This window comes from Catonella morbi ATCC 51271, from assembly GCF_000160035.2.
Classification (GTDB): domain Bacteria; phylum Bacillota; class Clostridia; order Lachnospirales; family Lachnospiraceae; genus Catonella; species Catonella morbi.
The window spans coordinates 695405-720762 of the sequence record NZ_KI535366.1 but is presented as its reverse complement, the minus strand read 5'-3'; the positions used below and the strand labels follow the sequence as shown (position 1 = coordinate 720762).

Below are 25358 nucleotides of genomic sequence, written 5' to 3'. Positions count from 1 at the left end.
ATTTTCTTAAATTTTTTTGCCTGTATTTAATTGGTTAAAAGCTTGTGATATAATGTGAACACTTAACGAAATCAAGCCAAAGGCGAAGATTGAGTTTAGTGAGAGCGGTATCTAAGTACTTAGTGAAGTCGAGCCAATTTTGGCGAAGGCTGAACTTAGTACTTATGATATAATGTGAACACTTAACGACGACACGCCATATATTACCAATTAAAAGGAGAATTTTATGAAAAAATATAATAAAATCATTACACTCTGCCTATGTGCCGCGCTGGCATTTGGAATAACAGCCTGCGGCAGCGGGCAGGAGAAAAAAGAGATATCAAAGGAAGTATCGAAAGTAACATCTCAGGAATCTTCCCGGAGGACCTCACAAGGGGTTTCTAAGGAGGCATCCTCAAAAACTTCGAATGAGGTGAGCAAAGAAGAGCCGACATATTCAAATATGGCCGGTAAAGAAAGTGCGGAAGAAGTTAAGGCTTTGCTGGAGGCTCAGTTGGATAAAGACAGCGTAGAAAACTACATGAAGCAAGTAAATGAATATAATGAAATTGTAGGTAGCGTTGGCTTACAGGGAGATTTTACAAAATTCGGTACAACTGAATATGATGTAGAGAAAATCAGTAACTTGTGGAAAGAAAAGAAGGGTGATTTTGTCGGAACTAACTGCAGGCTTAACAGTTTCTTCTTACTTAAAAACAATATTAAAGTCCCTAGTATAAAAAGTGACAGTGAACTCTTGTTTTTAGATAATGACTCTATTGATAAAGGAAAGTTATTGAATGCCAAAGATAAGGAAGCATTTAATGTATTATTTTCAAGGGTAAAGACCGAAGCAACCGAAGATGTTAAAGTGCATGCCAAAAATATGGAGAAATACTTTGAAAATATCAAGTTTGACGAGAATGCAAGGATGCTTTCTGTAGTCTTACACGATAATCTTGACGGAGAATATCTTTTTGTAGGGCATGTCGGAGTTATGGTTCCTGACAAAGAAGGATTTTTATTTGTAGAAAAGCTAACCTTTGAAGAGCCTTATCAGGCAATTAAATTTGCAAGTAAAGAAGAATGTTATAAGTATCTTCAGGGAAAATATGCAGACTATACAGGAGAAGGCCTGGCAAAACCTTTTGTAATGGATAACAATAAAATGGTTGAAGTTAAATAGATATCTGATAATTATAGCGTTTTACAGAAATGTAAGGCGCTTTTTTGTTTAATAGGAAATTTCTGTGAAATTTCCTATTAAACAAAAATCTCTCTGAGGGATGCGCAGCTCGCGGTAGGAAATTACTTCAAACTAAATTGAAGTTTGTTTGAAGTGACTTTGAAGTTGACTTTGAAGTGACTTTGAAGTAGTTCAAAAAATAAGTGGTATGTATGTATTTTAAGGGGGCCTCAAAATGTAAGGCGCTTTTTTCTTTTTAAAAATATTTTTCAACCTTTAAGTTTCGTTTAAGTTTCATCATTTATTATATGCTCATAAAATAAATCACACAAAAAAAGAACAACTAATGAAAGGAGGAAAACTTATGGGATCAGGTACATTTCAAAGGTTTGAAATTAAGTATTTGTTAAATAAAGAACAAAGAGAAGCCATATATGAAGCAATGAAGCCTTATATGAAGGCAGACAGCTATGGCAACAGCACAATCAGAAATATCTACTTTGACAGACCTGATTTTTTACTCATAAGAAATTCTCTTGATAAACCAATTTATAAAGAGAAATTAAGGGTAAGAAGTTATAAAAAGGTAAATGAAGAAGATAAGGTATTCATAGAACTTAAAAAGAAATTTGATGGAATAGTATACAAAAGGAGGATAGAAGCTAAAGAAAAAGAAGCAATGAATTACCTTTGCAACGGAAAGAAGCTTAGAAAAGAAAGCCAGATAGGCAGAGAAATAGATTATTTCCTAGATTTTTATAAGGAGATAGAACCGAAAGTATTTCTTAGCTACGATCGTCAGGCTTATTTAGACAAAGAAAATCCTGATTTTCGAATGACTTTCGACGAAAACATACTTTGGAGAGAAGATAATTTAAGCCTGACTAATGAAGTCTATGGTAAACCGATACTTGAAGACGGTGAAGCCTTACTGGAAATAAAATCAGCGGATACTTTTCCGTTGTGGTTAGTGGAGGTTCTGAGTAAATACGGTATTTATAAAGTTTCATTTTCAAAATACGGTAATGCATACACAGAGATTTTGAAAAATAAAAGATGGTTATTTACAAGAATCCCGGTATTTACTAAAGAAGAAAATTTGAAAGAGAGGTTGGAATATGGATATATTTAGCAGTATTTTTAGCAGTGGCACAACAACCACAGCAGTTTCACCAATTACGGTGCTTATCTGCATAGGAGCAGCACTTGCGATAGGTATATTTTTGGCACTGGTATACACTTACAGAAGCAGATATACACAGAGTTTTGTAATAACACTTGCAATGCTTCCGGCAGTAGTAAGTATGGTTATACTTCTTGTAAACGGAAATGTAGGAGCGGGAGTTGCAGTAGCCGGCACCTTCGGTCTCGTAAGGTTTCGTTCAGTTCCCGGTACGGCAAAGGAAATAGGAGCTATCTTCCTGGCGATGACTACAGGACTTGCGGCAGGTATGGGATATGTAGGATATGCCGCAGCATTTGCACTTATTATGGGAATTGTAACCCTTATTTATAATAAATTCGGTTTAGGACTGATTGGAGGAGCAAGTTTACAGAAGAGCCTTACTATTACAATACCTGAGAATCTTGATTACACAGATGTATTTACCGAAACTTTAGGCAAGTATACAAAGGATGCCAGACTTTTAGGTGTAAAGACTACCAATATGGGCAGCTTATTTAAGTTAAATTATGATGTTACCTTAAAAAAGGAGGGAATAGAAAAAGAATTTATAGATGAACTGAGATGTAAAAACGGTAACCTGGAAATTCGCCTCAATCGCCCGGGAATGGGCGGCGAAGAACTTTAACCATAATTAAACAATAAAGAAAGGAAATGAAGATTATGAAAAAGAAAATAATGATGATAGCTTTAACAGGTGGACTTATACTCGGAGTAACAGCTTGTAACGGAGTCGGTGCCGCAAATAGCGGTACCGCAACCACCAAAACGGTGACAACAGTAACCTCGGATACTAGCAGCACAAGTTCGGGAAGTTTGGCAAACAGTTCTGCAGGTTCAACTACCTCAAGCGGAACAACCACAACAGGTAAAGTAAAATCTGACATGTTTACAGACCGCGATAAAGATGCTTCCTATGATGAAGCAAGTGCTACCAAGGTGAACTTAAGTGAAATTAAGGATTCTACCTATACAATTACAAAGGAAGGAACTTATATACTTTCCGGCTCATATTCTGGACAGATAGTTGTAAATGTTGCAGATACGGCAAAGGTTCAGATCGTACTTGACGGTGTGACAATAACCAATGAGAGCAGTGCAGCCATATATGTAAAAGAAGCTGACAAGGTTTTCGTAACACTTAAGGACGGTACTAACAGTACACTTACAACTTCCGGAACCTTTGTTGCAACCGATGACAACAATGTGGATGGTGTTATTTTCTCTAAGGGAGACCTCACCATAAACGGAAGCGGTTCTCTTAAGATAAGCTCTACCGCACATGGCATTGTAGGCAAGGATGATGTTGTAATCACAGGCGGAAATATTGACATTACATCTGCCAAGAAAGGTATAAGCGGAAAGGACAGCGTAAGAATAGCTGACGGTACAATTAATATTACGACGGGAACAGATGGTATACACTCTGAAAACAGCGATGATACAAGCAAGGGCTTCGTATATATTGAAGGCGGCACTATTACAATAAATGCGGCAGATGACGGTATACACTCAGGAACTACTCTCGATATCGTAGGAGGCAAGATTGATATTACCAACAGCAATGAGGGTATTGAAGGTAAGGATGTAAATATTTCAGGAGGAGAAATAAACATAGTTTCAACTGATGATGGTATCAATGCAACAGCCTCTTCAACAACAGGAGAAAAGGCAAGTATGCAGGCACAGGATGCAAGCATTAATATTTCAGGCGGTAAAATTACAGTAAATGCGGAAGGAGATGGTATAGATTCTAACGGTAACCTCACAGTAAGTGGCGGAGAAACCTATGTAAGCGGTCCGACTAAAGGCGGTAACGGAGGTATAGATTATAACGGTACAGCTACAATTACAGGCGGAACAATTATAGTTACTGAGATTCAGAGCATGACAGAGAGTTTTGGTTCTGATTCAACTCAGGGTGTTGTACAGGTAAGCGTATCCAATCAGGCGGCAGGAACTACTGTAAGTATTGCAGATTCAAAAGGTAATGTACTGGCAAGCTATACACCTTCAAAAGAGTATAACAGCGTTATTATCAGTACAGAAGGCATGGTAGAGGGTGAAACATATACAGTAACTGCAGGAACTGAAACTAAAGAAGTAACACTCAGCCAGCTTGTAAGCAGCTCAAGCGGAATGAATGGTGGTCCCGGTGGAAGTGAAGGTGGTCCCCGGGGTAACTCAATAAATGGTAACAACGGCAACTTTGGAGGCCCAAACGGTAACGGAGGTCCTGGCGGAAATGGCAACTTCGGAGGACCAAACGGTAACGGAGGTCCTAGTGGTAATGATAACTTTGGAGGTCCGAACGATAACGGAGGTCCTGATGGAAATGGCAACTTTGGAGGTCCAAACGGAAATGGAGGAAATTTTGATGGTGGGCATCAGGGAAGACCTGAGGGAGCACCACCTAGTGGAGGATCAAGGAATTGGGGGGATAATTCAGACTCGTCAGGTAATAGAAATGGAATGAAAGAAGGGCAGAGCAACTCTTTCGGGACAAAGGGTAATTCGAATCAGAACAACAGCTCCGGAACAAATGGAAATTCTCAAAATAATAGCAAATCCGGACAAAATGATGGTTCTGAACAGGGCAGTAAGAGCAGCACCGGTACTTCTAAAAGTATCTGATAATGTAAACCAAATTATTCACAGGATACTTCGTGAGTAATTTGAATATAAGTTAGTTTCAAAGGGATTGTGAGAGTTTGATATGCTCCCTTCTAGGTAGACAAGAGAAAAAATAAAATCTCTTACTGCCTGGAAGGGAGCATTTTATGTCTAAAAGCAAGATATCACATTCAGAGAAATTACAGACAGTATATCTGATATTAGAAGGTAAAGAATCACTCCGACATGCTGCTGTCAGATTGGGAATCAGTCTCTCCTCCATACAACAATGGATAAGCATTTATAAGAGTGAAGGTGAAGGAGCCTTTCTTGTTACAGTAAATAAACGGTATTCAAAAGAGCTGAAAGAGCAGGCAGTATTGGATTATCTCTGCGGTCAAGGTTCCCAACAGGAAATCTGCCAGCGCTATGGAATCAGATCAAAAAGTAAGTTACAAAACTGGATAAAGAAGTATAATAGTCATGAGGAGCTGAAAGTTTCCAGGACAGGAGGAACATTTATCATGACCAAGGGAAGAAAAACAACCTTCGATGAGAGGGTGGAAATCGTTCAATACTGCATTGGACATGACCGTAATTATGCTGAAACAGCAGCTAAATTCGGCATTTCCTATCAGCAGGCACGAAACTATATCGTAAAGTATGAAGCAGGTGGAGTGAACGCTCTCCAGGATAGGCGCGGCCGACCAAAGCCGGTTGAAAAAATGACTGAGTTGGAGAAACTCCGTGCCGAAAACAAGATTCTGCGTGCCGAAAAGGAACGAGCCGAAATGGAGGCATCTTTCTTAAAAAAACTCGACAAGATAGAGAGGAGGCGGGGCTAAGCCTGGTCAGACACGGACAGGTCTATCAGGCAATCAAAGAAGAACACGAAGAGCATGGTTATCCGATTAGTGCGCTCTGCAAACTGGGATCTGTAAGCCGTGCGGCATACTACAAATGGCTTCACAGAGAGAAACCTGCTTATGAAGCAGCAAATGAATACATTGCTGATGAAATCGAAAAAATCCATATGGCCAGCCCTGATAAGGGCTATCGCAGAATACGGGATGATCTGGAACGTTATCACGGAATCAAGACAAATGATAAACGAGTGCTTCGGATCTGCCGTAAGAAAGGGATTAAGTCCACGATCAAGTATTCCAATAACGGATGTACAAGACAGGCGATAAATCCCCAGTTTATTGCGGATAACATATTGAACAGAAATTTCACAGCGGAAGCTCCAAATCAGAAATGGTTGACGGACGTCACAGAATTCAAATGGTATGATGAGAACAATGACAAGCATAAAGTGTATCTTAGCGCGATACTTGATCTCTATGACCGGCGGATTGTCGCATATGTGATCAGTGACCATAACGACAATCGTCTGGTCTTCAATACGTTTGATAAGGCGATTGTTTCCAATCCGGGAGCAACACCTATGTGTCATTCTGATCGAGGATTTCAATATACCAATCGGAACTTTCATGCCAAGCTTGAGGCTGCGGGTATGACACAAAGTATGTCCAGAATAGCCAAATGCATCGATAATGGCCCGATGGAAGGATTCTGGGGCATTTTGAAACGTGAGCGGTATTATGGCAATCGGTTTACAGTCAGAGATTCTCTTGTGAAAATGATAGAGGATTACATTGAATACTACAACACCAGACGGTTACAACGAAAACTGGGAATTTTAACTCCATTCGAGAAGCACGAACAATATCTGGCGGCAGCATAAAAACTGCCACCAGATTAAAACTATCTGATGGCAGAAAATTTTTATTTTTTTAATTGTCTACTTGACGGGAAGCAGTTCAGTTTAGCCTCTTGCAATCCTTTTTTTTGTTTAATAGGAAATTTCTTTGAAATTTCCTATTAAACAAAATTTCCCACGTAATATCTTTCATTTTTACGGTAAATATGGTATGATATGGGTGCTTATCAGAGTAAAAAGGAGTAATACCCATGGTTTTTTCAAGTATTTTGTTTATTACAAGATTCCTGCCACTGGTACTGGCAATTTATTTCATAGTGCCTAAGCGTATAAGGAATCTTGTTTTGTTTTTGTCAAGCATACTTTTCTATGCTTGGGGAGAGCCTGTATATATTTTGCTGATGTGCTTTACTATAGCTGTAGACTATGTATTTGGTATAATTATAGATAAACAGATATCGGCAGGCAAAAAAAACGGAGCCAAAGTCTCGCTGGCAGCCGCTGTAGCAATCAATCTTTTGTTGCTTGGCTTTTTTAAGTATGCAGATTTTACCATAAATACGGTTAATTCGCTTACGGGGGCGGGAATAGCAGCAATTAAGCTTGCTCTTCCGATAGGAATTTCATTTTATACCTTTCAGAGTCTTTCCTATGTAATAGATGTGTACAGAGGAGATACCAAGGTACAAAAGAACATCCTTGATTTCGGGACCTATGTAACCCTTTTTCCGCAGTTAATAGCCGGACCTATCGTAAGATATCGTACAGTTGCGGAAGAGATGAAGGGGAGAGTAGAAAACAGAGCGGATTTTGCAAGAGGTATCAGCCGTTTTATCTTTGGTATGGGTAAAAAAGTATTGCTTGCAAACAACGCAGGACTTCTTTGGGACAGCGTAAATGCCCTTACAGTTTCTGAAATGTCGGTGGGAAGTTTCTGGCTTGGAATCCTTGCCTATACCTTCCAGATTTACTTTGACTTTTCAGGTTATTCGGATATGGCTATAGGTATGGGACTTATGCTCGGTTTCCATTTTGATGAGAACTTTAACTATCCGTATATGGCAAAGTCCATAACCGAGTTCTGGAGAAGATGGCATATTTCACTTTCTACCTGGTTTAAGGAATATGTATACATTCCGCTCGGAGGAAACAGAGCCGGACTTGGCAAGCAGATCAGAAATATAATAATAGTCTGGATGCTTACGGGATTTTGGCATGGAGCAAGCTGGAACTTTGTAGCCTGGGGACTTTACTATGGAGTAATCCTGATTTTGGAAAAAGTTTTCCTGTTAAAATGGATAGAGAAAATGCCTAAGCTTGTGAGACATATTTACACCATGTTACTTGTAATTATAGGCTGGGTACTGTTCTCCTTTGACTCATTTAAAAAGGGAGCGGACTTCATAGCAGGAATGTTCGGACTGGGCGGTTATGAGCTTGTAAATACTGAGTTTATTTACCTATTACTTAATAATCTGATTTTGCTTGTAATTCTCGCTATTACAAGTACGGATTTACCTAAAAAATGTATTGAAAAGTTTGCTGCTACAAGAAATACAGCCGTTAAATTTGTAAATATAGCTGTATTGGAAATAATTTTTGGAATTTGCGTAGCTTATTTGGTTGCTGCGACATATAATCCATTCCTGTATTTCAGGTTCTAACGGGAGATATATATGAAAATATTAACTTATGAAAATGCTAAGATAGCTGTATTTGGAACAACCTTGGCAGCTTTATTTTTGGGAGCTGTACTCCATAAACCTGTAGAATTTTCCGAAACGGAGAACAGATATCTTGGACAAAGACCTAAACTTACTGCGGTTAAACTTCTTGACGGAAGTTTTATGAAAGACTACGAAACCTTTATCACAGACCAGTTTCCTAACAGAAGCTTCTTTATGGGAGTAAAAACTGCGGTAGAGAGACTTCGTGGAAGAGCTGATGACAACGGCGTATATTTTGGAAAAGAAGGCTATCTTTTCGGGAAGTATGATGGAGCCTTGTTTGAATCCGAAACGGCTAAGAATAATATTTCTGCTGTAGCAGAATTTGTAAAACTGTATGGAGATAAATTTGGTAAAGAGCATTTTAAGATAGCACTGGCTCCGTCTTCGTCAGAAATATTAAAAGATAAGCTGCCTGCTAATGCACCTGTTTATAATCAGACAGGATTTATTGACAAAATAAAAAAAGAAGCGGGAGAAGATAATGTGATAGATCTGGGTGAAAACCTGAAAAAGCATGCGAATGAGTACATTTATTTCAGAACCGACCATCACTGGACAACTCTCGGAGCTTATTACGGTTATGAGGCTATAGCCGCGGGGCTTGGACTTGAGGTTCAGCCTTTGGAGAAATTAAAGGCAGAGACTGTATCTAATGATTTCCTCGGAACCTATGATTCTAAGGTAAATACAGGTATAACAGGAGGAGTAGATGCAGACAGTATTACAATCTACTCCTCTGCGGAGATAGACAAAGCCGGAATGATATGGGATAATGACAAGGATAAGAGCTTTGACAGCATTTATAAAATGGATGCTTTAAAGGGGAAAGATAAGTATACGGTATTTTTTGGCGGAAATCACAGCGTAACGGATATTAAAACTGAAAATAAGACAGGTAAGACCTTACTTATAATTAAAGATAGTTTTGCTCATAATCTTGCACCGTTTTTAATAAAGGACTATGATAGAATAATAATGCTTGACCTCAGATATTTTAATAAAAGCCTTAAAAAATATCTGACTGATAATGAAATTACAGATTTACTTGTACTGTACAGTACGCCTGACTTCGCAGAGGATGCAAATATTGGCAGATTGTTGAGGTAGATATGTTAAAAAAAGCATTGAAGATTTCACTTATAATTTCGATATTTTTCGCTGTTTTACTTGCGGGAGCGGCCTTTTTAACCAAGAAAACCAAGGATAATATTAAAAAGGCGGAAACCACTGTCCCGGACAGGGTGGAGTATGCCAGACCTGAAATTATTTCTGCAAAGGATATGTACAAGAAGGTTGCTAAGAAGCTGAAGGAAAAAAAGCCTGAAGTATATTCTGTGAAGTATCAAAAAGCAGCTAAAAGTATAATTGACAAGTATAAGAAAAACGGTAAATATACCGTAGATGCACCGCTACTAATTGTAAATCCCTACGGAACAAATACTACGGGGCTGTATATATATTTTAAGCATAAATTCAGAGTGAATACAAAATATACTGTCAGCGTAAAGGAGATTGACGGTAAGGAAAATATAAAGGATGCAGACTTTTCAGGTTCTTTATATACCAATACCACAGGTATGCCTCTTGCTGAGCAGGAAGGCCTTATCATAGGTATGATTCCGGGAGAGAAAAACTATGTTTCGGTATATATTTATGATGAAAATAATAAAATGATAGCCAAGGCCGGTTATAAGTTGGACATACCTGAGTCTGAAACAGTGACTATGAAGACTCTTAATGTGACACATGACAGAGAGGTAAGCCAGCTTTCAGATGGCTTATATTCTGTATTCGGTTTGGACGATACAGGCAGAAAAGATAAACATATTTTATTTTATGACAACAATGGTGTGATAAGGGCTGAGCTTCCGCTTGTAAAAGGCGGAGACGCGGCAGAGACAAATATAGGTCTGATTGATGATAAGCTGTTTTATGCTATTGACAGTAAAAGATTTGCACTGATTGACAGGTTTGGTAAGGTAGAAAAACTTATTGGGCTTGAGGACGGAGCAGTTTCACTCGGAGATATGGATTTGAATACAGCTATCAGGAAGGCAGTAACTCTTTCAAAAAGAAAGGGTAATGACGGAATTCATTCAGTAGACATTTTAGAGGGAAAATCCAAAGAAATAATTAACTTTAATAAGTTATTTGCCGCATACTATAAAAAAGGCGGTTCTAAGCTTAAATTTACTTCGGTACAGTTTATCAATGATAATGACCTCATAGTCAGTGAGAAAAATACTTCGTCCGTAATCAGAATAAATAATGTATTCAGAAATCCGAGTATTAAGGCGGTTATTTCAGGAACCGAGGAGCTGAAATCCGCTTATGAAAAGGTATTTTACAGTAAGGATGGGGATTTTGTAAGCCAGAAAAGACAGAATACTGCCTATGTTGACAGGTCTGAAAAGCTCGGTAAGAGACAGTATCATTTAATGGTATTTAACAATAATACCGGAGGCAGAAATTCATTTTACTATAAATATATGGTAAATGAGGAAAAAATGACTTATAGCCTGGAAAATGCTATGGAGCTGCCTTATTCTTCGGATGGAGGAAATATCTCCCTCAATCAGGGATATCTTATAGCGGCTTCAACAGGTGAAGGAGGCTTTGAAGAATACAACCCTGACGGATACAGGCTGGCAAGTTTTACCTTTAAGGACGGAAAGATGGCTTACAGAGTATTTAAGCATAGTATGAAAGGCAGTTGGTTTACAAAATAATGGAATTTAATGAATTTATAAATGATAAAAAGATACTTACAGGTATAGGAAAGTTTGGGTTTAAGAGTCCGACACCTGTACAGGAGGCTGCTTACAAGAAGATACTTGAAGGAGGCAGTTTCTTTGTACAGGCACCTACAGGCTCAGGCAAAACTTTGGCTTATTTACTGCCTTTGTTTGAAAAATATAAAAAGACAGAGCGTGAAAATAAGATTGTAATTGTTGCACCGACTACGGAGCTTGCTTTACAGATTCACAGGCAGGCAGAGCTGGTACGAGGCAATACAGGCATAGGCCTTCATTCAGTCTGCCTTGGCGGAAACGCAAGCATAATAAGACAGATTGAGAATTTAAAGAAAAAGCCCCAGATTATAGTAGGTACTCCGGGAAGAATCACAGACCTTATAAGAAAACGTAAGATTGCAGCTCATTTAGTAAGAACCTTGGTGCTGGATGAAGGTGACAGGTTATTTGACAAAAATAACAAAGAAACCACTGATGCTTTGATTAAGTGCTTCGTCAGGGACAGACAGCTTTTGCTGTTTTCAGCGACAGCAACCGATTCGGCTTTGGAAGGCGCAAGGGCTTGGGATAAAGATATTACAGAGATTATTGCCGATGGCGGTAAGGAAATTCCGGCTAATATCAAGCACTGGTATGTGGTTTGTGAAAAAAGGAACAAACTTGAAATTCTTCGTGGAACAACAGGAGCAATAAGGACAAGAAAAGCTATTATTTTTGTAAACGGCATTTATGATATAGAAGAAACCTATAAAAAACTTGCCCATCATCATTATCAGGTGGATTTTATAGGCGGAGAGCGTACAAAAGAAGAGCGAAAAAAAGCTATGCAGGGCTTCTTACATAAGAAAATCAAGTATCTGATAGCTACTGATATTGCTGCAAGAGGTTTACAGTTTGATGATGTGGACACAGTTTTTCATGTAAATCTTCCTGAGAATGCCGATACCTACCTTCACAGAGCGGGCAGGACGGGCAGAGCAGGAAGGGTTGGAAGAAACTTAAGTATAATAACTGAAAGAGAACTCCCTCTTATTAAAAAGTATGAAAAGGCACTTGGAATAAAGTTTTCACAGAAATTTTACTATGATGGTAAGCTAATGGATGTGAAGAAGGAGGACAGGAGAAATGACGGCTGAACTTTATGTAACAAAAGCATCATTGCAGATTTCCAAAGGTGAGATTGAGAATGCTTTACATAGTATGGAAAAAGCCATTGAGATTGATGATGATATTGCTTCAGTGGTTCAGGCTCGTTGTTTTCTGGGAGAGTATTATTTTGTTAATCAAAACTATGCTTTATCAAAAGAAAATTTAGAATGGATTGTTGAAAGGCAGGAGGAATTTGAAGCTGATTATGATGATTTGCTAAATGATGAAATTGATAAAGCAAATATGCTCTTAGAGATGATGGGGAAATTTGGTCTGGAAAAATAGGTGTGCATATCATATGCCATTGTTGTTTTCATAAAATGAGGTAAAAAATAGGACATTTTCAAATTGAAGATGTCCTATTTTTTTAATGGGAAATTTCTCCAAAATTTCCTATTAAATAAAAATCTCTCCGAGGGATGCGTAGCTCGCAGCAGAGAGAGTTTGCCTTACGGCACCGCTCGCGCGCGAAGTGTGTGCAAGCACACACTTTTTATTAAAATTTAATAAGAATCAAATCCTCTTAGCATCCTTGCCCTGTTTGGATGGCGGAGTTTTCTGAGAGCCTTGGCCTCTATCTGTCTGATACGCTCTCTGGTTACATTGAATTCCTTGCCTACTTCCTCAAGAGTTCTGGTTCTTCCGTCAAGAAGACCGAATCTGAGTATGAGTACTCTCTGCTCTCTTTCGGAAAGGGTGGTGAGGAGTTTTTGTATCTGGTCTTGTAACATAGTGTAGGCCGCAGCATCCTCAGGCCCCATAATGGTATCATCCTTTATAAAATCACCGAGATGACTATCATCCTCTTCTCCGATTGGTGTATCGAGAGAAATCGGATCGGCGGAAATTTTCATAATCTCACGTACCTTTTCAACAGGAAGATTCATTTCCTTGGCAATTTCTTCCTCGGTAGGTTCGCGTCCCAATTCCTGAAGCAGACTTCTGGAAATTCTGTAAGCTTTATTTATTACCTCAGACATATGAACCGGTATACGTATAGTTCTTGACTGATCTGCTATAGAACGTGTAATAGCCTGTCTTATCCACCAGGTAGCATAAGTACTGAATTTATATCCTTTTGAATAGTCAAATTTGTCTACAGCCTTTATAAGCCCAAGGTTTCCTTCCTGAATCAGGTCAAGAAACGAAAGTCCGCGTCCGACATATTTCTTTGCTATACTTACCACAAGTCTCAGATTGGATTCGGTGAGCCTATCTGTAGCATACTGGTCACCCTCCGCAATTTTCTTTGCGAGCTCAACCTCTTCATCCATGCTTAAGAGCGGATAGTTACCTATTTCCTTAAGATAAATTTTGACAGGATCATCGGACATAATTGAAAGTGTTATATCATCGCCTATCTCAAGGTCAGCCTCATCATCTACTTCAGGAAGGGTATCATCAAAAAGATCGTCATCAATATCATTGATGTTCATTATTGTGATACCGTTGCTTTCGAGGTAATCATATATTTTTTCGTAGTGACCGGAATCGATATTCAGGCTTTTAAAATAATCATTTAATTTGTCTGACTCAATTACGTCTTTATTTTTTCTTGCAATTTCAACCAATCCTTCTAATTTTGTAAGAAAGTCGTCCTTGGGTACGGTCGCATTATCAGTCTTAGAATTTTCGGCTGTTTTAGCGGTTTTTTTTGATGTTTTCTTTACAGAAGTTTCTTTTTTCAGAGCTTTTTTGTCTTTATCTTTAGCGTTGGAAGCCATTAGCACCATTCCTTTCAAATCATTCTCTTGTTAAAGAGCGTAAACTTTTGTAATTATATCATAAATACAAATTAAAATCTATTGTAAAATTTTAAAATTGAGCAGGAAAAATTGAATATTTTGTACAAAAGTGGTAAGATATAAAAGATTAGTGAAATTATGCTTGGAGGTATAAATGAGTAGAAACGATGATAACAGTCAGATTATTGACTTAAAAAATGAAGGTTCGGTAAAACGAGTGATAGGTGTAGTCAGCGGTAAAGGAGGAGTGGGTAAGTCATTTGTAACTTCAAGACTAGCTTCTATCTTCTCTAAAAAAGGTTACAATTCAGCGGTTCTTGATGCGGATATTACCGGTCCTTCCGTACCCAGATGTTTTGGAATGAAGGAAAAGGCTGAAGCAAATGAAAATGGCATACAGCCTGCAATAAGTAAGGGCGGGGTACAGGTTATGTCTGTGAATCTGCTCTTAGATGATGAGTCTACACCTGTAGTTTGGCGAGGCCCTATTATAGCCGGTACTGTAAAGCAGTTTTGGTCTGAGGTGGACTGGAAAGATGTAGAGTATATGTTTGTGGATATGCCACCCGGAACAGGTGATGTGCCTCTTACAGTATTTCAGTCACTTCCGGTTGACGGAATTATCATAGTTACGTCTCCTCAGGAACTGGTATCTATGATAGTTGAAAAGGCCGTAAATATGGCAAATGCGATGGAGATTCCCGTACTGGGCATAGTAGAGAATTACAGTTATATTAAATGCCCGGATTGTGGCAAGATAATCTATCCTTTCGGAGAAGGAAAAACAGATGATGTAGGCCTTAAGTATGGGATTCCGGTACTTTCGAGACTTCCTATGGATAACAGGATTGCCGATGCTATGGATAAAGGCCTGGTAGAAGAACTTGATATGGATGTTCTCGGTGAGACTGCCGATACAATAGAGTTTTTGCTCAGAAATGTGGATCACAGTGTAGACAACAATGATTATGGAGAAGCTCACAAGGTAGCAATAGCTCTTGATTCAAATGAGAAGATGATAGGAAAGCTTGCTTCTGTCGTGAAGTTTGTAATTGCGGATACCAAGGGCAGAAAGATTTTAGACAGAAGTTATTTGGAGGTAAAATCTGTAGATGAGGCAATTTCTCTGCTTAAAGAAGCCGGTGTGGATATGGTTATAAGCAACGGAATTGATAAAAAACTCAGGAACCTGCTTCTGGAGAAAGAAATAGCGTCCATTCCTGTGCTTAGAAGCAGTGTAGAAGATGTAATTGCAAATTTCTTGGATGGAAAGTACAATAAAGCCTGATTTTTTAATTATAAAGTAACTTTTATTTTACATTTATACTGTGTTGTGATAAAATGTGGACAGCTAAGTAAACACATTATTAAAGAGCATCGAAAGATGCGGATTGGAGATTATATGTATTTAGTATCAGCAAGAGATATGTTAGTTAAGGCAAAAGCAGGCCATTATGCAGTAGGTCAGTTCAATATCAATAACCTTGAGTGGACAAAGGCGATACTTTTAACTGCAGAAGAGCTTAAGAGCCCTGTTATCCTCGGTGTTTCCGAAGGTGCAGGAAAGTATATGGGTGGTTACAATGCAGTAGTAGGTATGGTAAACGGTTTACTTAAAGACCTTAAGATATCGGTTCCTGTAGCGCTTCACCTTGATCATGGCTCATTTGAAGGCTGCTATAAGTGCCTTGAGGCAGGATTTTCTTCAATCATGTTTGATGGTTCACACTATCCTATAGATGAGAATGTTGCTAAGACTACAGAACTTGTAGCCGCAGCTCATAAGATGGGTGTTTCTATCGAAGCGGAAGTTGGTTCTATCGGTGGAGAAGAAGACGGTGTAATCGGTATGGGTGAATGTGCGGATCCTAATGAGTGCAAGAGAGTGGCTGACCTTGGTGTAGATTTCCTTGCAGCCGGCATAGGAAATATTCATGGAGTATATCCTGCAAACTGGAAGGGACTTTCATTTGAGACTCTTGATGCTATTCAGAAAAAGACAGGAGTACTTCCTCTCGTACTTCATGGCGGTACAGGTATACCGGCAGACATGATTAAAAAGGCTATAGAGCTTGGTGTATCTAAGATCAATGTTAATACAGAATGCCAGCTTTCATTTACAGCAGCCACAAGAGAATATTTTGAAGCAAATAAGGATAAAGCAAGCAAGGGATTTGATCCTCGCAAGGTACTTGCTCCGGGCTTTGAAGCTATCAAGGCTACAGTTAAAGAGAAGATGGAACTTTTCGGTTCAGTAGGAAAAGCTGAATAAAACAGCCTGTGCTTTAGATTAAAATTGAATTTTACTTTGCCACATCAGGTTAAAATTTAGCCTGATGTGGCAGTTTTATTAGAAAATATAGGAGCCATACATTAATGTGGATTGCTGATAATTGGAAAGAATACGAAGTTTTAGACTGTTCTTCGGGGGAAAAACTGGAAAGCTGGGGCGGTTATACCCTGATTCGTCCTGATCCTCAGGTGATTTGGGATACCGAAAAAGATATTAAAGAATGGAAAAGACCGTCTGCACATTATCACCGCAGTAATCGCGGTGGCGGTGAATGGGAATTTTTTAACCTTCCCGAACAGTGGAACATCCATTACAGGGATTTGACCTTCAATCTTAAGCCTTTCAGTTTTAAGCATACTGGCTTATTTCCTGAACAGGCGGTAAACTGGGACTGGTTTTCGGATATCATCAGTAAAAGTAACAGAGAATTGAAGGTGTTAAATCTTTTTGCATACACGGGCGGAGCGACGGTGGCAGCTGCAAAGGCCGGAGCTGAAGTTGTACATGTGGATGCGGCTAAGGGCATGGTTACCTGGGCTAAAGAAAATGCAAAGCTTTCGGGACTTGAAAATGCGCCTATTCGTTATATAGTAGATGATTGTGTTAAGTTCGTGGAAAGGGAAATAAGGCGCGGCAATCATTATGATGGAATAATAATGGATCCTCCTTCTTATGGCAGAGGGCCAAAAGGAGAGATTTGGAAAATAGAAGAAGCTGTTTATCCTTTTATAAAGAAATGTACAGAACTCTTGCATAAGGATAGCGAGTTCTTTCTTATTAATAGTTACACTACCGGACTTCAGCCTGCAGTACTCAGTTATATGTTAAATACTGCAATAACCGGTAAATTTGGTGGCAAGGTAATGGCTGAGGAAATCGGACTTCCGGTTAAGAAAAACGGCTTGGTGCTTCCTTGTGGGGCATCAGGAAGGTGGATTGGAAAATAATGAAAAAAAGAATTATCTGAAGCGTATTATAGGTTTGCCGGGTGAGAAGCTTGAGATAAGAGCCGGACTCATATACATAATTATGTTCTGCAGAGTATTAGGAAAATAAAATAATAACCGATAACTATAATAGAGACTTGCGGCATCAGGAAGGTGGATTGGAAAATAATGGAAAATAAGACAGAAAATAATAAAGAAAAAAAGAAATGGGATAAAAAGTCTGTTATTAAGGAAGTAAGAGATTATGTTTTCCTTATAATACTGGCTTTTGTCTTAGCATTTTTAATGAATAAATTTGTGTATGCGAATGCTGAAGTGCCTACAGGATCTATGATTCCGGTAGTTCAGCCGAATGACAGGCTCATAGTAAACAGGCTTGCCTATTTATTTGAAGAACCCAAAAGGGGAGATATAGTTATGTTTGCTTTCCCGGATGATGAAAAGGATAATTATCTAAAACGAATAATAGGACTTCCGGGGGAGAAGGTAGAGATAAAAAACGGACTTGTGTATATTAATGATAGTGAAAAACCTTTAGATGAGCCATATATCAATGATCCGCCAAACGGTAACTATGGTCCTTATAACGTGCCTGAAGGCTGCTACTTTATGCTTGGTGATAATAGGGACGAAAGTAAAGATGCAAGATTTTGGGATAATACATATGTAAAGAAAGAAAAAATTGTAGGCAAGGCCTGGCTTAAGTATTATCCTAATATAACTGTTTTGCATTCAGCAGAATATTCAGAAAATAACTAACTATGGAGGATGCTATGAGAGGGGACTCTGATAAAAAGCTTATTTTCTTCTTGTTTGGAATATTGATAGCTTTAATCTTAGGTGGACAGATTTTTTGCGTAAAGGCGGAAATAAAATCGGAACCTAAAACTACATTGATTATTGGTGACAGCATTCCGTACGGGATGTCACTTGGCAAAAAACGCGGTACCGGTGTGGATGAGGCGGATAAAGTATATTGGCTTACTGAAGGCGGTGTTAGTATCAACCTTTTATGTCCGGACTTCAAGGTTAATCTGGGTCAGGTGATGCCGAGGGCTGTGGTTAATACCCTTACTGATTCTAAAAAATTTGACTTATTAAAGGAAATTAAGAAAAAGAAGATTGAAGACATTGTTGTTATGTTGGGTGCGAACTGGCCCGGTGAAGAAGCGGCTAAATTAATTGTGAGCACTCTTAAAAAACTTGCAAAGAAAAGCGGCTGCAGAGTATATTATGTAAATATCCTCCCTTATGTGGACAAGGGAAAATATAAAAACAGAACTGCGGTGCTGACATATCATAACAGGCTGACTAAGGAAGGTTTTGAAGATACCGATATAATATATATAGATGCCTATAGTATTGCAAAGTCGGTAAAGAACTATCAGAATTATACCTGGGATGGGATTCATTATTCTAAAGATGTTTACAATGTTGTGTTCGAAGAAATTTTATCTGTTATAGAAGAAGAAAAGGAAGCGGAGAAACTTCCCGAGGAAGAAAAGACAGAGAAAAAAGCTAAAGCAAAACAGGACAAGAAAGCTAAAAAATAAAATTCTGTAAATGAGCTTAAGGAGGTACGTATCTATGGATGATAATAAAAGATACAAACTTTTTAAGCTCATTTTAATATTTACAATACTGAATGTATTCGGGATATTCTTATATGAAAATATATATGAAAAAGGATTATTTAGGAAAAGGCCGGAGTTTTACGTAGAGTCCATAAAGTCGGAACCGTCTAAAACCGAGATTTCTAAAAAAACAGGCAGCAGTATATTAAAGGGTGAAGGTGAACAAACTGAGGTTACAAGGGATGAAAAGTCTGTCGTAAGAAAAATTCTTTTTATCGGAGACAGTAATGTCTATCTTATGAGCCAAAATGATGAGTATTATAAGAGTAAATACAAAAACACTATTTACTGGCTGGCAGAAAGTGGTGTAACTACTGAGTTTATAGATGAAAATCTGAAAGTAAGCTTTGGAAAATTAAATTCGAATTATGCAAAGAATTCATTGAGTAAAGCAAAAGATATATCACTGTTAGACGAAATTAGCGGAAAAGAAATAACCGATATAGTGGTTTTTCTTGGAGTGAACAGTTTGGAAGAGTCTTACGCAAAATCATTATGTGATAAGCTGATAAAACTTAAAGAGCTGAGTAAGGCCGAGGTTTATTATGTTTCTGTACTTCCTTATGTAAATAAAGCAAGATATAAGATAAATAGCGTTGATATAGTTAAATTTAATAATGCTATGAAAAAAATACTTACATTAAGCAAAATAAATTATGTAGATGCTTATGGGCTATTGACTGAAACGGATGAGTATAAAAGTGAAACTACAGACGGCATACATTACAGTTCTATAATATATGATAAGATATTTGAGAAAATTATGGCCGGTCTTGTGCAGAATAACTAAAATGATTTTTTATATAAATAATGCTTGAAAAAAGATAATAAATAGCGTATAATAACAACGTTGTGGCATGATAGCTAAGAAGCGGAGGTTGCCGAGAAAACTGTGAATTCAGGTTTTTGGGTTTTTCGTGGAGCGAATGTCAAGAGACCGAAAGGTCTGTAAACCTGGCGACAAGTCACTGTACAGAAAACAACTAATATGTTCTACAAAGTAGGGCGTGGTGTGAGTAAAAATATTTGCGTTTATTATTACGAAACACCCGGGTGTGTGTACAGTCACCGCTTGTCGTACTAAATACGTGAGAATTCACGAAAGTGCGAAAAGGAGGCGACTTTTTTTATGGCAAGTCAAGTAATGAGAATTACATTAAAAGCGTATGATCATCAGCTTATCGACAGTTCGGCATCAAAGATCGTTGATACTGTAAAGAAGGCTGGAGCAAAGGTTAGTGGTCCTGTACCTCTTCCAACAAAGAAAGAGATAGTTACAATACTTCGTGCGGTGCACAAGTATAAGGACTCCAGAGAGCAGTTTGAGCAGAGAACCCACAAAAGGCTCATTGATGTTTTCGAACCTAACCAGAAATTGGTTGACGCATTATCAAGACTTGATGTTCCTGCAGGTGTTGAAATCAAGATCAACATGAAAAATAAGTAGGAATTAAACTAATTTAGCAAGATCCTTAGGGTTATGGATAGAGAGAAAACTCCTATTTAAGCCATCTAGGATGACCGGCTGGTTCCGGTCCGCTGTAGATTAACAGGAGGTAAAGAAATGAAGAAAGCAATACTTGCTACAAAAATCGGTATGACACAGATTTTTGCTGAAGACGGTTCATTAATTCCTGTAACTGTATTAAAGGCTGATCCTGCTGTTGTAACTCAGGTTAAGACAGTAGAGAACGATGGCTATAGCGCAGTTCAGGTAGGTTTTGGCGATATCCGCGAGAACCTTGTTAATAAGCCAAAGAAAGGACATTTTGCTAAGGCAGGTGTTCCTGTAAAGAGATTCTTAAGAGAGTTTAAGCTTGAAGATGCTGAAAACTACAAAGCCGGAGATGAGATTAAGTCAGATGTATTTGCAGCCGGAGATAAGGTTGATGCAACTGCTACATCTAAGGGTAAAGGTTTCCAGGGTGCTATTCACAGACACGGTCTTCACAGAGGACCTATGGCACACGGTTCCAAGTATCACAGACATGCCGGTTCAAACGGTGCCTGCTCAGATCCCAGTAAGGTGTTCAAGGGCAAGAAGATGGCCGGACATATGGGACATGTAAAGGTTACAGTCCAGAATCTTGAAGTTGTAAGAGTTGATGCAGAGAAGAATTTAATCCTTGTTAAGGGAGCGGTTCCCGGTGCTAAGAAGGCACTTGTAATGCTCAAGAGCACAACAAGGACAAATAAATAACAGAACCTGACGGGAAGGAGGAAAGATAAATGGCAAACATATCAGTATTAAATATGGAAGGCAAAGAAGTTGGCTCATTAGAACTTAATGATGCAATCTTTGCAGTAGAAGTTAAAGAGCATCTGATGCATAGAGCAGTTGTTTTACAGCTTGCTAACAACCGTCAGGGTACACAGAGTGCAAAGACACGTGCGGCAGTTCGCGGAGGCGGAAGAAAGCCTTGGAGACAGAAAGGAACCGGTCATGCCAGACAGGGTTCTATCAGAAGCCCACAGTGGAGAGGCGGCGGTGTTGTTTTCGCACCACAGCCAAGAGATTATTCATTTAAGATGAACAGAAAAGAGAAGCAGGCAGCTATCTGCTCTGCACTCACAACAAAGTTAAACGAGAACAAGCTTATCGTGCTTGATGAGTTCAAGCTTGGTGAGATTAAGACAAAGGCTGCTAAGAAGGTTTTAGAGGACATTAAGGCTAATAAGGCTCTTATCGTTCTTGGAGAGAAGGAAGAGAATGTAATTCTTTCAGCAAGAAACCTTGAGTCAGTTGAAACAACTTTGACCAATAGCATCAATGTATACGATATCTTAAATCATGACAGCCTTGTTATGACTAAGGATGCTGTTTCAAAGATTGAGGAGGTATACGCATAATGGCAGATATTAAATATTATGACGTTATTTTGAAGCCTATCATCACTGAGAAGAGTATGAACGGTATGGCAGAGAAGAAGTATGTATTCTCTGTAAATCCTGAGGCTACCAAGACTCAGATTAAAGAAGCTGTAGAAAAAATGTTCGCCGGAACAAAGGTTGTTAAGGTAAACACAGTAACTGCAGACGGAAAAGTTAAGAGACGCGGAGTAACTTACGGAAGAACAGCTAAAACAAAGAAGGCTTATGTAAAGCTTTCAGAGGATAGCAAGGATATCGAAATCTTCCAGGGATTATAATTAACAAACAGTATGGCGCGCAGCCGATAACAGCGACTTAAGGCTAAAGCCTTGAGAATTGAAAGGAGTTTTATAATGGGAATTAAGAAATTCGGCCCATATACACCTTCCAGACGTAATATGACCGGTTTAGACTACGCAGAGATTACAAAGTCAACTCCGGAAAAGTCTTTGTGTGTATCACTTAAGAAGAATTCAGGCCGTAACAATCAGGGTAAGATAACAGTAAGACATAGAGGTGGCGGTTCTCGCAGACTTTATAGAATTATTGATTTCAAGAGAAGAAAAGACGGAATTCCTGCAAAGGTTGTTGCTATTGAGTACGATCCAAACCGTACAGCCAACATAGCACTTTTACATTATGCAGACGGTGAGAAGGCTTATATCCTTGCTCCTGTAGGCTTAACTGTGGGAACAACACTTATGAACGGCTCAGGTGCTGAAGTAAAGGTTGGTAACTGTCTTCCTCTTTCAGCTATTCCGGTAGGTTCAAATATTCACAATATAGAGTTATATCCCGGTAAGGGTGGACAGTTAGTTCGTGCAGCAGGTAATGCGGCTCAGCTTATGGCTAAGGAAGGCAAGTATGCTACACTCAGAATGCCATCCGGTGAAATGAGAATGGTACCTGTAGAGTGCCGTGCAACTATCGGTCAGGTTGGAAATATTGAACATGAACTTGTAAATGTTGGTAAAGCAGGACGTACACGTAATAAAGGTTTCAGACCTACAGTTCGTGGTTCTGTCATGAACCCTAATGACCATCCACACGGTGGTGGTGAAGGTAAAACAGGAATTGGTCGTCCGGGCCCTGTTACACCTTGGGGTAAACCTGCTCTTGGTCTTAAGACAAGAAAGAGCAATAAGAGGTCCAATAAGTTAATCGTAAGAAGACGCGATGGTAAGGGACTTAAATAATAGATTATAAGGAGGTTTAATCATGGCAAGATCACTTAAAAAGGGACCATTTGCTGATGGACATTTATTAAAGAAAATAGATGCTCTTAACGCTGCCGGTGATAAGAGCGTAGTTAAGACTTGGTCACGTCGTTCAACAATTTTCCCTTCATTCGTTGGACATACAATAGCTGTTCACGACGGAAGAAAGCATGTGCCTGTATATGTTACAGAAGATATGGTAGGACACAAGCTTGGAGAATTTGTACCAACAAGGTCTTACAGAGGACATGGTAAAGACGAAAAGAGAATGTAATAGAATATTTCCACAAAACTGAAAGGAGGTACATCCATGGCAAAAGGACATAGATCCCAGATCAAAAGAGAGAGAAATGAGAACAACAGAGAAATGAGACCACACGCAAAGTTATCTTATGCAAGAGTTTCAACTCAGAAAGCTTGTTTCGTTCTTGATGCGATCAGAGGCAAGGATGTAAATACAGCACTCGGTATATTAGCATACAATCCAAGATATGCTTCAACAGTAATAGAAAAGTTACTTAAATCTGCTATAGCAAATGCAGAGGTTAAAGGTCTTAACCGCGACAACCTTTTCGTTGAGGAGTGTTTCGCAGGAGATGGCCCAATCATGAAGAGAGTACAGCCAAGGGCAAGAGGAAGCGCATACCGCATCTTCAAGAGAATGAGTCATATAACTGTAATTCTTAACGAGAAGTAATACGAAAGGAGAGTTAAGGCCAAATGGGACAGAAAGTTAATCCTCATGGTATAAGAGTTGGTGTAATCAAAGACTGGTCATCGAAATGGTATGCCGGTAAAGATTTCGCAGACTTCCTTGTAGAAGACTATAAGATTAGAGAATTTCTTAAAAAGAAACTCTATGATGCAGGAGTAGGCAATATTGATATAGAGAGAACATCTGACAGAGTTATCGTTATTGTAAGTACATCACAGCCTGGTATCGTAATCGGTAAGGGCGGTGCTGATGTTGACAGATTAAAGGTAGAAGTTCAGAAGTTAAGCAAGCAGAAGGTAGACCTTAAGGTTAAAGAGATTAAGAAGGCTGACTTAAATGCACAGTTAGTTGCAGAGAAGATAGCTAAGGATCTTGAAGCCCGTATTTCCTTCAGACGTGCTATGAAGTCTGCAATGGGCAGAACTATGAAGAATGGTGCTAAGGGTATAAAGACAAGCGTATCCGGTCGTCTTGGCGGTGCTGATATGGCTCGTACAGAGTTCTACAGCGAGGGAACTATTCCTCTTCAGACACTTCGTGCTGACATCGAATATGGTTTTGCAGAGGCTGACACAACTTATGGTAAAGTTGGTGTTAAGTGCTGGATCTACCTTGGAGAAGTTCTTCCTACAAAGGGAAACAACAAAAAGGAAGGGAGCGATAAATAATGTTAATGCCTAAAAGAGTAAAGCATCGTAAGCAGTTCCGTGGCTCTATGAAGGGCGCTGCTCACAGAGGCAATACTATAACAAACGGAGAGTTCGGTATCGTTGCGACTGAGCCATCTTGGGTTAAGTCAAATCAGATAGAAGCAGCCAGAATTGCTATGACCCGTTACATTAAGCGTGGCGGTAAGGTATGGATTAAGATATTCCCGGATAAGCCGGTTACCATACAGCCTGCTGAAACCCGAATGGGTTCCGGTAAAGGTTCCCTTGACTACTGGGTAGCAGTTGTTAAGCCTGGCAGAGTTATGTTTGAAATTGGTGGAGTTGATGAAGAAATCGCAAGAGAGGCACTTCGTCTCGCTATGCACAAGCTTCCGCTTAAGTGTAAAGTAGTATCCAAAGCAGATTTAGAAGGAGGTGCTGAATAATGAAAAGTACAAAGTATGTTCAGGACCTTAATGGTAAGACACAGGTTGAGCTTAATGAAGAATTAGTTGCTGCAAAGAAGGAACTTTTCAACTTAAGATTCCAGAACGCAACTAACCAGCTTGACAATACAAGCCGTATCAGAGAAGTTAGAAAGAATATCGCAAGAATTCAGACTGTTTTAACAAGACAGGCTAACTAACTTAGGTAATCAATCCGAAGAAAGGAGACATACTCGTGGAAGAGAGAAATCTTAGAAAAGTGCGTACCGGCAAGGTAGTTAGCGATAAGATGGACAAGACTATCGTTGTTGCAGTTATAGATAATGTAAAGCACCCACTGTATGGTAAGATCGTTAAGAGAACTCGTAAGCTTTACGCTGAGGACGCTAACAACGAGTGCCATGTAGGTGACAGAGTTAAAGTTATGGAGACCAGACCTCTGTCAAAGACAAAGAGATGGAGACTTGTTGAAATAGTTGAGAGAGCAAAATAATTATCCCATCTTTTAATATTTGAAAGGA

The 25358-nt window shown here is 39.0% G+C and carries 30 protein-coding genes; 29 read left to right on the top strand and 1 reads right to left on the bottom strand.

Annotation, left to right across the window (positions count from 1 at the left end):
- Positions 1-226: 226 nt before the first annotated feature.
- The 11 genes from GCWU000282_RS03305 to GCWU000282_RS03250 all read left to right on the top strand — a co-directional run bounded on the left by GCWU000282_RS03305 (position 227) and on the right by GCWU000282_RS03250 (position 12604).
- On the top strand, positions 227-1168 hold the full coding sequence (locus tag GCWU000282_RS03305) for a DUF4300 family protein (protein WP_023353587.1): 942 nt from the start codon (positions 227-229) through the stop codon (positions 1166-1168).
- Between the two features lie 364 nt (positions 1169-1532).
- The gene (locus tag GCWU000282_RS03300) at positions 1533-2300 is read left to right on the top strand and encodes a polyphosphate polymerase domain-containing protein (protein ID WP_084295325.1); all 768 of its coding nucleotides are present in this window, start codon (positions 1533-1535) and stop codon (positions 2298-2300) included.
- A complete protein-coding gene (locus GCWU000282_RS03295; protein WP_023353585.1) occupies positions 2287-2979 on the top strand; it encodes a DUF4956 domain-containing protein in 693 nt (230 codons plus the stop codon). Before GCWU000282_RS03300 ends, GCWU000282_RS03295 begins: the two co-directional genes overlap by 14 nt.
- A gap of 35 nt (positions 2980-3014) precedes the next feature.
- Positions 3015-4985 carry a carbohydrate-binding domain-containing protein gene (locus GCWU000282_RS03290; protein WP_051384111.1) on the top strand — a complete coding sequence of 657 codons (1971 nt, stop codon included), beginning with the start codon at positions 3015-3017 and terminating at the stop codon, positions 4983-4985.
- Between the two features lie 146 nt (positions 4986-5131).
- Entirely contained in the window at positions 5132-5809 is a 678-nt protein-coding gene (locus GCWU000282_RS03280) for a helix-turn-helix domain-containing protein (protein ID WP_023353583.1), read from the top strand.
- Complete coding sequence (locus GCWU000282_RS03275; RefSeq protein WP_156913106.1) at positions 5764-6711, top strand: IS3 family transposase; 948 nt, start codon at positions 5764-5766, stop codon at positions 6709-6711. The genes GCWU000282_RS03280 and GCWU000282_RS03275 overlap by 46 nt, the downstream gene beginning before the upstream one ends.
- Before the next feature lie 227 nt (positions 6712-6938).
- A complete protein-coding gene (locus tag GCWU000282_RS03270) occupies positions 6939-8351 on the top strand; it encodes an MBOAT family O-acyltransferase (protein ID WP_023353580.1) in 1413 nt (470 codons plus the stop codon).
- Between the two features lie 12 nt (positions 8352-8363).
- Positions 8364-9524: a DHHW family protein gene (locus tag GCWU000282_RS03265; RefSeq protein WP_023353579.1), complete on the top strand. Its 1161-nt coding sequence runs from the start codon at positions 8364-8366 to the stop codon at positions 9522-9524.
- A gap of 2 nt (positions 9525-9526) precedes the next feature.
- Positions 9527-11146, top strand: coding sequence for an aryl-sulfate sulfotransferase (locus tag GCWU000282_RS03260; RefSeq protein WP_023353578.1), 1620 nt, complete (start codon positions 9527-9529; stop codon positions 11144-11146).
- The gene (locus tag GCWU000282_RS03255) at positions 11131-12306 is read left to right on the top strand and encodes a DEAD/DEAH box helicase (protein WP_051384110.1); all 1176 of its coding nucleotides are present in this window, start codon (positions 11131-11133) and stop codon (positions 12304-12306) included. The genes GCWU000282_RS03260 and GCWU000282_RS03255 overlap by 16 nt, the downstream gene beginning before the upstream one ends.
- Positions 12296-12604: a tetratricopeptide repeat protein gene (locus tag GCWU000282_RS03250; protein WP_023353576.1), complete on the top strand. Its 309-nt coding sequence runs from the start codon at positions 12296-12298 to the stop codon at positions 12602-12604. Before GCWU000282_RS03255 ends, GCWU000282_RS03250 begins: the two co-directional genes overlap by 11 nt.
- A gap of 218 nt (positions 12605-12822) precedes the next feature.
- On the opposite strand, the gene rpoD is transcribed toward GCWU000282_RS03250, so the two are convergent.
- On the bottom strand, positions 12823-14052 hold the full coding sequence (gene rpoD, locus GCWU000282_RS03245; RefSeq protein ID WP_023353574.1) for an RNA polymerase sigma factor RpoD: 1230 nt from the start codon (positions 14050-14052) through the stop codon (positions 12823-12825).
- A 166-nt stretch (positions 14053-14218) separates the two neighbouring features.
- On the opposite strand from rpoD, the gene GCWU000282_RS15735 reads away from it, so the two are divergent.
- The 18 genes from GCWU000282_RS15735 (at position 14219) to rpsQ (ending at position 25330) form a co-directional block, all read left to right on the top strand.
- Entirely contained in the window at positions 14219-15352 is a 1134-nt protein-coding gene (locus tag GCWU000282_RS15735) for a P-loop NTPase (protein ID WP_023353573.1), read from the top strand.
- A gap of 114 nt (positions 15353-15466) precedes the next feature.
- Positions 15467-16336: a class II fructose-1,6-bisphosphate aldolase gene (gene fba / locus GCWU000282_RS03235; protein WP_035039164.1), complete on the top strand. Its 870-nt coding sequence runs from the start codon at positions 15467-15469 to the stop codon at positions 16334-16336.
- Between the two features lie 104 nt (positions 16337-16440).
- A complete protein-coding gene (locus GCWU000282_RS03230; RefSeq protein ID WP_023353571.1) occupies positions 16441-17304 on the top strand; it encodes a class I SAM-dependent methyltransferase in 864 nt (287 codons plus the stop codon).
- The gene (locus GCWU000282_RS16985; RefSeq protein WP_023353570.1) at positions 17294-17413 is read left to right on the top strand and encodes a S26 family signal peptidase; all 120 of its coding nucleotides are present in this window, start codon (positions 17294-17296) and stop codon (positions 17411-17413) included. The genes GCWU000282_RS03230 and GCWU000282_RS16985 overlap by 11 nt, the downstream gene beginning before the upstream one ends.
- 59 nt (positions 17414-17472) lie before the next feature.
- Positions 17473-18063 carry a signal peptidase I gene (lepB, locus tag GCWU000282_RS03225; RefSeq protein WP_035039161.1) on the top strand — a complete coding sequence of 197 codons (591 nt, stop codon included), beginning with the start codon at positions 17473-17475 and terminating at the stop codon, positions 18061-18063.
- A 14-nt stretch (positions 18064-18077) separates the two neighbouring features.
- On the top strand, positions 18078-18857 hold the full coding sequence (locus GCWU000282_RS03220; protein WP_035039158.1) for an SGNH/GDSL hydrolase family protein: 780 nt from the start codon (positions 18078-18080) through the stop codon (positions 18855-18857).
- A 34-nt stretch (positions 18858-18891) separates the two neighbouring features.
- Positions 18892-19728 carry an SGNH/GDSL hydrolase family protein gene (locus GCWU000282_RS03215; RefSeq protein ID WP_023353567.1) on the top strand — a complete coding sequence of 279 codons (837 nt, stop codon included), beginning with the start codon at positions 18892-18894 and terminating at the stop codon, positions 19726-19728.
- A 339-nt stretch (positions 19729-20067) separates the two neighbouring features.
- Positions 20068-20385 carry a 30S ribosomal protein S10 gene (gene rpsJ / locus GCWU000282_RS03210; protein WP_023353566.1) on the top strand — a complete coding sequence of 106 codons (318 nt, stop codon included), beginning with the start codon at positions 20068-20070 and terminating at the stop codon, positions 20383-20385.
- Positions 20386-20502: 117 nt separating this feature from the next.
- The gene (rplC, locus tag GCWU000282_RS03205) at positions 20503-21138 is read left to right on the top strand and encodes a 50S ribosomal protein L3 (RefSeq protein WP_023353565.1); all 636 of its coding nucleotides are present in this window, start codon (positions 20503-20505) and stop codon (positions 21136-21138) included.
- A 29-nt stretch (positions 21139-21167) separates the two neighbouring features.
- Positions 21168-21788, top strand: coding sequence for a 50S ribosomal protein L4 (gene rplD, locus GCWU000282_RS03200; RefSeq protein ID WP_023353564.1), 621 nt, complete (start codon positions 21168-21170; stop codon positions 21786-21788).
- On the top strand, positions 21788-22087 hold the full coding sequence (rplW, locus tag GCWU000282_RS03195) for a 50S ribosomal protein L23 (protein WP_023353563.1): 300 nt from the start codon (positions 21788-21790) through the stop codon (positions 22085-22087). Before rplD ends, rplW begins: the two co-directional genes overlap by 1 nt.
- Before the next feature lie 75 nt (positions 22088-22162).
- Positions 22163-23005 carry a 50S ribosomal protein L2 gene (gene rplB / locus GCWU000282_RS03190; protein WP_023353562.1) on the top strand — a complete coding sequence of 281 codons (843 nt, stop codon included), beginning with the start codon at positions 22163-22165 and terminating at the stop codon, positions 23003-23005.
- A gap of 22 nt (positions 23006-23027) precedes the next feature.
- Positions 23028-23300, top strand: coding sequence for a 30S ribosomal protein S19 (rpsS, locus tag GCWU000282_RS03185; protein ID WP_023353561.1), 273 nt, complete (start codon positions 23028-23030; stop codon positions 23298-23300).
- 36 nt (positions 23301-23336) lie between these two features.
- Complete coding sequence (gene rplV, locus GCWU000282_RS03180) at positions 23337-23723, top strand: 50S ribosomal protein L22 (protein WP_023353560.1); 387 nt, start codon at positions 23337-23339, stop codon at positions 23721-23723.
- Between the two features lie 23 nt (positions 23724-23746).
- Entirely contained in the window at positions 23747-24409 is a 663-nt protein-coding gene (rpsC, locus tag GCWU000282_RS03175; RefSeq protein ID WP_023353559.1) for a 30S ribosomal protein S3, read from the top strand.
- Positions 24409-24837 (top strand): 50S ribosomal protein L16, encoded by a 429-nt coding sequence (gene rplP / locus GCWU000282_RS03170; RefSeq protein WP_023353558.1) that lies wholly within the window; start codon positions 24409-24411, stop codon positions 24835-24837. Before rpsC ends, rplP begins: the two co-directional genes overlap by 1 nt.
- Positions 24837-25037: a 50S ribosomal protein L29 gene (rpmC, locus tag GCWU000282_RS03165; RefSeq protein WP_023353557.1), complete on the top strand. Its 201-nt coding sequence runs from the start codon at positions 24837-24839 to the stop codon at positions 25035-25037. Before rplP ends, rpmC begins: the two co-directional genes overlap by 1 nt.
- A gap of 35 nt (positions 25038-25072) precedes the next feature.
- A complete protein-coding gene (gene rpsQ / locus GCWU000282_RS03160) occupies positions 25073-25330 on the top strand; it encodes a 30S ribosomal protein S17 (protein ID WP_023353556.1) in 258 nt (85 codons plus the stop codon).
- The last annotated feature ends 28 nt before the right edge of the window (positions 25331-25358 follow it).

Excerpts from the sequence above, each read along its gene's own strand:
- GCWU000282_RS03305 (WP_023353587.1), top strand. The coding sequence starts at position 227 with ATGAAAAAATATAATAAAATCATTACACTCTGCCTATGTGCCGCGCTG.
- GCWU000282_RS03300 (WP_084295325.1), top strand. The coding sequence starts at position 1,533 with ATGGGATCAGGTACATTTCAAAGGTTTGAAATTAAGTATTTGTTAAAT.
- GCWU000282_RS03295 (WP_023353585.1), top strand. The coding sequence starts at position 2,287 with ATGGATATATTTAGCAGTATTTTTAGCAGTGGCACAACAACCACAGCA.
- GCWU000282_RS03290 (WP_051384111.1), top strand. The coding sequence starts at position 3,015 with ATGAAAAAGAAAATAATGATGATAGCTTTAACAGGTGGACTTATACTC.
- GCWU000282_RS03280 (WP_023353583.1), top strand. The coding sequence starts at position 5,132 with ATGTCTAAAAGCAAGATATCACATTCAGAGAAATTACAGACAGTATAT.
- GCWU000282_RS03270 (WP_023353580.1), top strand. The coding sequence starts at position 6,939 with ATGGTTTTTTCAAGTATTTTGTTTATTACAAGATTCCTGCCACTGGTA.
- GCWU000282_RS03265 (WP_023353579.1), top strand. The coding sequence starts at position 8,364 with ATGAAAATATTAACTTATGAAAATGCTAAGATAGCTGTATTTGGAACA.
- GCWU000282_RS03260 (WP_023353578.1), top strand. The coding sequence starts at position 9,527 with ATGTTAAAAAAAGCATTGAAGATTTCACTTATAATTTCGATATTTTTC.
- GCWU000282_RS03250 (WP_023353576.1), top strand. The coding sequence starts at position 12,296 with ATGACGGCTGAACTTTATGTAACAAAAGCATCATTGCAGATTTCCAAA.
- rpoD (WP_023353574.1), bottom strand. The coding sequence starts at position 14,052 with ATGGTGCTAATGGCTTCCAACGCTAAAGATAAAGACAAAAAAGCTCTG.
- GCWU000282_RS15735 (WP_023353573.1), top strand. The coding sequence starts at position 14,219 with ATGAGTAGAAACGATGATAACAGTCAGATTATTGACTTAAAAAATGAA.
- fba (WP_035039164.1), top strand. The coding sequence starts at position 15,467 with ATGTATTTAGTATCAGCAAGAGATATGTTAGTTAAGGCAAAAGCAGGC.
- GCWU000282_RS03230 (WP_023353571.1), top strand. The coding sequence starts at position 16,441 with ATGTGGATTGCTGATAATTGGAAAGAATACGAAGTTTTAGACTGTTCT.
- lepB (WP_035039161.1), top strand. The coding sequence starts at position 17,473 with ATGGAAAATAAGACAGAAAATAATAAAGAAAAAAAGAAATGGGATAAA.
- GCWU000282_RS03220 (WP_035039158.1), top strand. The coding sequence starts at position 18,078 with ATGAGAGGGGACTCTGATAAAAAGCTTATTTTCTTCTTGTTTGGAATA.
- GCWU000282_RS03215 (WP_023353567.1), top strand. The coding sequence starts at position 18,892 with ATGGATGATAATAAAAGATACAAACTTTTTAAGCTCATTTTAATATTT.
- rpsJ (WP_023353566.1), top strand. The coding sequence starts at position 20,068 with ATGGCAAGTCAAGTAATGAGAATTACATTAAAAGCGTATGATCATCAG.
- rplC (WP_023353565.1), top strand. The coding sequence starts at position 20,503 with ATGAAGAAAGCAATACTTGCTACAAAAATCGGTATGACACAGATTTTT.
- rplD (WP_023353564.1), top strand. The coding sequence starts at position 21,168 with ATGGCAAACATATCAGTATTAAATATGGAAGGCAAAGAAGTTGGCTCA.
- rplW (WP_023353563.1), top strand. The coding sequence starts at position 21,788 with ATGGCAGATATTAAATATTATGACGTTATTTTGAAGCCTATCATCACT.
- rplB (WP_023353562.1), top strand. The coding sequence starts at position 22,163 with ATGGGAATTAAGAAATTCGGCCCATATACACCTTCCAGACGTAATATG.
- rpsS (WP_023353561.1), top strand. The coding sequence starts at position 23,028 with ATGGCAAGATCACTTAAAAAGGGACCATTTGCTGATGGACATTTATTA.
- rplV (WP_023353560.1), top strand. The coding sequence starts at position 23,337 with ATGGCAAAAGGACATAGATCCCAGATCAAAAGAGAGAGAAATGAGAAC.
- rpsC (WP_023353559.1), top strand. The coding sequence starts at position 23,747 with ATGGGACAGAAAGTTAATCCTCATGGTATAAGAGTTGGTGTAATCAAA.
- rplP (WP_023353558.1), top strand. The coding sequence starts at position 24,409 with ATGTTAATGCCTAAAAGAGTAAAGCATCGTAAGCAGTTCCGTGGCTCT.
- rpmC (WP_023353557.1), top strand. The coding sequence starts at position 24,837 with ATGAAAAGTACAAAGTATGTTCAGGACCTTAATGGTAAGACACAGGTT.